Origin of the sequence: Mesorhizobium sp. M1E.F.Ca.ET.041.01.1.1 (assembly GCF_003997355.1) — a bacterium.
GTDB lineage: Bacteria > Pseudomonadota > Alphaproteobacteria > Rhizobiales > Rhizobiaceae > Mesorhizobium.
The window spans coordinates 1-3,504 of sequence record NZ_RZSL01000603.1 but is presented as its reverse complement, the minus strand read 5'-3'; the positions used below and the strand labels follow the sequence as shown (position 1 = coordinate 3,504).

The following is a 3,504-nucleotide window of genomic DNA, read 5'->3' as shown; positions in this document are numbered from 1 at the left end:
CCTCTCGGTCAATCCCATCAACCTGCTGGACGGGTTGAAGCGCATCGAGGACGGCATCGCCGCGATCGTCGCCCAGGGCGCGCTGCCGCTGGCCGCCGGCGGCGATCATCTGACGACGCTGCCGGTGCTGCGCGCCGTGGCCCCCAAGGAGCCGGTCGGGATGATCCATTTCGACGCGCATTCCGACACCAACGACCGCTATTTCGGCGACAATCCCTACACGCATGGAACGCCTTTCCGTCGCGCGATCGAGGAAGGGCTGCTCGACCCGAAGCGGGTGGTCCAGATCGGGATTCGCGGTTCCATCTACGAACCAGGCGAACACGACTGGGCAAAGGCCCAGGGCGTGCGCATCATCTATATGGAAGAATTCGTCAGGCGCGGCGCGGCGGCCGTCATGCAGGAGGCGAGCGACCTCGTCGGCGACAAGCCGACCTATGTGACCTTCGACATCGATTGCATCGATCCGTCGATGGCCCCCGGCACCGGCACGCCGGAGCTCGGCGGCTTCACCACACGCGAGGCGCAGGAGATGGTTCGGCTGCTCGACGGATTGCATTTCGCCGGCGCCGATGTCGTCGAGGTCGCGCCTCCCTTCGACCTTGGCGGCATGACCGCGCTTGCCGGCGCCACGATGATGTTCGAGCTGCTGTGCGTCATGGCGAGGTCCCTCGCCGACAGGAAAGCACGGGGCTAATCCGGAAAGGTCTCCGTCCGCTGCTCATAGGCGCTGAACCCCGCGCGTCGGTAAACCGACTGCGCCGCCGGATGATCATGGGTATCGGTATGAAGCCAAAGCCGTTCCGGCCGATGCGACCATGCCGCGCGCAACGCCCGGTCGAGGAGGAACGGCCCCAGCCGCCGCCTCTGGAATGCGGGAACCAGCCCGAAATGAACGAGTTCGATGGCCTGCTGGCCGACATCGTTGAACTCGCAGAAGCCGGCGGCTTCGCCGTCGACGCGCAGCACATGGACATGCGTCGAGGTGATGGCGAGCAGCGTTTCGAGCTCGGCCTCGGGCATACGCAAGCGCTGGTCCCACTGCACCGGGCCGCCGACGGCGCGATAGAGGCTGACATAGCTCGGCAGGTCGGGTAGCTCGCGCGTGACGACGGCACCGAGCATGGGTGCCGCAAGCGGCTCGCCGGACGGCGGCTCGGTCATCTCCATATAGGTGACGAGAAGATCGACCATGGTCGTTTCGAGCCGTGCCGTGGCGCGTTCAGAGCGGATTTTCGGCGTAGAACTCGAGCACCCGCTGCTTGAAGCTCTTATCGCCGACGGCAAGCATGTGGTCGCGGCCCTCGATGTGAAAGGCCTTTGCATTCGGCATCAGGGCGGCGAGTTCGTTGGGCGAGCCGGCGATGTCGTCCTTCGTACCGACGGCGATCAAGGTCGGCTGTGCAATGCGCGCGACATCGTCCTCGCTCATGGATGCGCGCGAGCCGACGATGCAGACGGCAAGCGCCCGGCGGTCGCTGCGGGTCTGGTCGGCGAAAGCGCGAAACGAGCGGCCGCGCGCATGGCTGATCGTGGCGGGGTCCTCGGCCAGAAGCGCATCGGCGATCGGATCCCAATCGCCGACGCCGTCGACCAGACCGATGCCGAGACCGCCCAACACCAGCGTCGCCACCTTGTCCGGATTGGACAACGTCATGAATGCGGATACCCGCGCGCCCATCGAGTAGCCCATGACATGGGCGCGTTCGATTCCGAGGTGATCGAGCAGCGCGGCAGCGTCCGACGCCATCTTGGCCGGCGTGTAGTCGGCCTCGTCATAACTCTTCGACGAGGAGCCGTGGCCGCGATTGTCGAAGGCGATGGCGCGGTAGCCGGCGTCGTTCAGCGTCTTGAACCAGCCGGGCGAGACCCAGTTGACGTAATGGCTCGAGGCAAAGCCATGGATCATCAGCACCGGATCGCCCTCCCCGGACGCCGGCTGGCGGTCGAGATAGGCGAGTTCGAAGCCGTCATGGGAAAAATATTGCATTGACGCAGCCGCAGTCAGTTGGAACCGGCGCCCGACGCCTTGGCGATCACCGGGTGGCGCAAGAGATCGCCGTCCTCGAGACCGTCCTTGGCGGCCGTTCCCGCCTTGAGCTCGAGCACGAATCTCACCGGATGTCCCGGAGAGATGATCGCCTCCGATTCCGGTTCGCCGCGCTTGATGGCCTTGATCTTGCCGTCCTCGCCGACAAAGACCAGGTCGAGCGGCATCGGCGTGTTCTTCATCCAGAAATTCACCTCGCCGGATTTCTCGAATACGAACAGCATGCCGTGGTCGGCGGCCATATCCTTGCGGAACATCAGCCCGGCCTCGCGCTCGTCGGACGTATCGGCGATCTCGACGGAGAAGGAATGCTCGCCGGAGCCGGTCACCGCGACCAGCGGCGTCGGATCGACCGGCAGCATCATGGCCTGGCCGTCCGCCGAGCTCGATTTCAAGGCGCCGAAATAGGCAGCCAAAACGATGGCGCCGCAAAGCGCGCCTGCAGTCAGCCAGTTGCGGTAAGACATGTGATACCTCGTCCAGACCTCGTCCTAATGCAAAGTCGCCCAAAAATGCGCAGCGGTTTTGGGCAAACGACATGCATCAAAACAAAACTCAAAGCGCGTCGCCTGATTTCGTTTCGTCGCGACGCGCTTTAGACCATGATCCAGGCGAGTGGAACCGGTTTTCGGACAAGATTGGCCTTGCACGTGCAAAGCCTTGCCTTGTCACGAGGCGGGCCCATTCTGATCGTGCCGGGAAAGCCCTCGAGCGTTTCACCGTTTCATAGAAACGGCGAGCCGCTTTATCTCTTTGTTTTGGCGCAATTCCGGGCGGAAAACCGCTACGCACTTTTCCTGGAATTGCTCTAATGCGAGACCGGCAAGGTGCCCATATCGGGATGGATTTCGGCGGCCATAAGGCCTTTGTCGCCGCGCCCGAAGCGAACCAGCACGACCTGCCCCGGCCTCAGTTCGGTGATGCCGTAGCGGCGCAGCGTCTCCATGTGGACAAAGATATCCTCTGTGCCGTCGCCCCGGGTCAGGAAGCCGAAGCCCTTGGTGCGGTTGAACCACTTCACGAGCGCCCGCTCGAGCCCGCTTTCGGCCGTCACGGTGACATGCGTGCGCTGCTCCTGCTCCGCCGGATGAACCGCCGTGGAGGCATCCATGGAAAGAACGCGGAAAGCCTGCAGGCCGCGCTCGCCCTGCTTGACGAGGCAGACGACGCGCGCGCCTTCCAACGCGGTCTGGAAACCGTCCCTTCGAAGACATGTCACATGGAGGAGAACATCACCCGAGACGCCGTCGTCCGGAAGAATGAAGCCGTAGCCCTTGGCCACGTCGAACCATTTGATAGCGCCGGCGATTTCGACAAACTCGGCGGTGTCGCCGCCGCTGTCCCGCTTCAAGGCGTCGTCAAGGCTTCCGTCCCGCCTCGTGAAAGAGGCTTTTTCCCCCATAAGAATGCCCCCTTTTCCTACTGCAACCGACACTGATTCTTGCCATGAGATT

5 protein-coding genes are annotated in these 3,504 nt (G+C 63.5%); 1 reads left to right on the top strand and 4 read right to left on the bottom strand.

Annotated features, from left to right (window positions below; translation table 11 throughout):
* A partial coding sequence (locus tag EOA38_RS31035) for an arginase family protein (protein ID WP_127301024.1) occupies positions 1–697 on the top strand: 697 nt, incomplete at its 5' end.
* Here EOA38_RS31035 and EOA38_RS31030 read toward each other — a convergent pair.
* From EOA38_RS31030 to EOA38_RS31010, 4 genes are all read right to left on the bottom strand, one after another.
* Positions 694–1,194: a GNAT family N-acetyltransferase gene (locus EOA38_RS31030; RefSeq protein ID WP_127301023.1), complete on the bottom strand. Its 501-nt coding sequence runs from the start codon at positions 1,192–1,194 to the stop codon at positions 694–696. The two genes, EOA38_RS31035 and EOA38_RS31030, sit on opposite strands and share 4 nt — an antisense overlap.
* Positions 1,195–1,222: 28 nt before the next feature.
* Positions 1,223–1,990 carry an alpha/beta hydrolase gene (locus EOA38_RS31025; RefSeq protein ID WP_127301022.1) on the bottom strand — a complete coding sequence of 256 codons (768 nt, stop codon included), beginning with the start codon at positions 1,988–1,990 and terminating at the stop codon, positions 1,223–1,225.
* 14 nt (positions 1,991–2,004) lie between these two features.
* Entirely contained in the window at positions 2,005–2,517 is a 513-nt protein-coding gene (locus EOA38_RS31020; RefSeq protein ID WP_127301021.1) for a DUF192 domain-containing protein, read from the bottom strand.
* A 341-nt stretch (positions 2,518–2,858) separates the two neighbouring features.
* Positions 2,859–3,452 (bottom strand): cold-shock protein, encoded by a 594-nt coding sequence (locus tag EOA38_RS31010; RefSeq protein WP_127301019.1) that lies wholly within the window; start codon positions 3,450–3,452, stop codon positions 2,859–2,861.
* Positions 3,453–3,504 lie beyond the last annotated feature (52 nt).

Bases quoted from the DNA above. Each gene is read 5' to 3' on its own strand.
- EOA38_RS31010 (WP_127301019.1), bottom strand. From the start codon at position 3,452: ATGGGGGAAAAAGCCTCTTTCACGAGGCGGGACGGAAGCCTTGACGAC.
- EOA38_RS31020 (WP_127301021.1), bottom strand. From the start codon at position 2,517: ATGTCTTACCGCAACTGGCTGACTGCAGGCGCGCTTTGCGGCGCCATC.
- EOA38_RS31025 (WP_127301022.1), bottom strand. From the start codon at position 1,990: ATGCAATATTTTTCCCATGACGGCTTCGAACTCGCCTATCTCGACCGC.
- EOA38_RS31030 (WP_127301023.1), bottom strand. From the start codon at position 1,194: ATGGTCGATCTTCTCGTCACCTATATGGAGATGACCGAGCCGCCGTCC.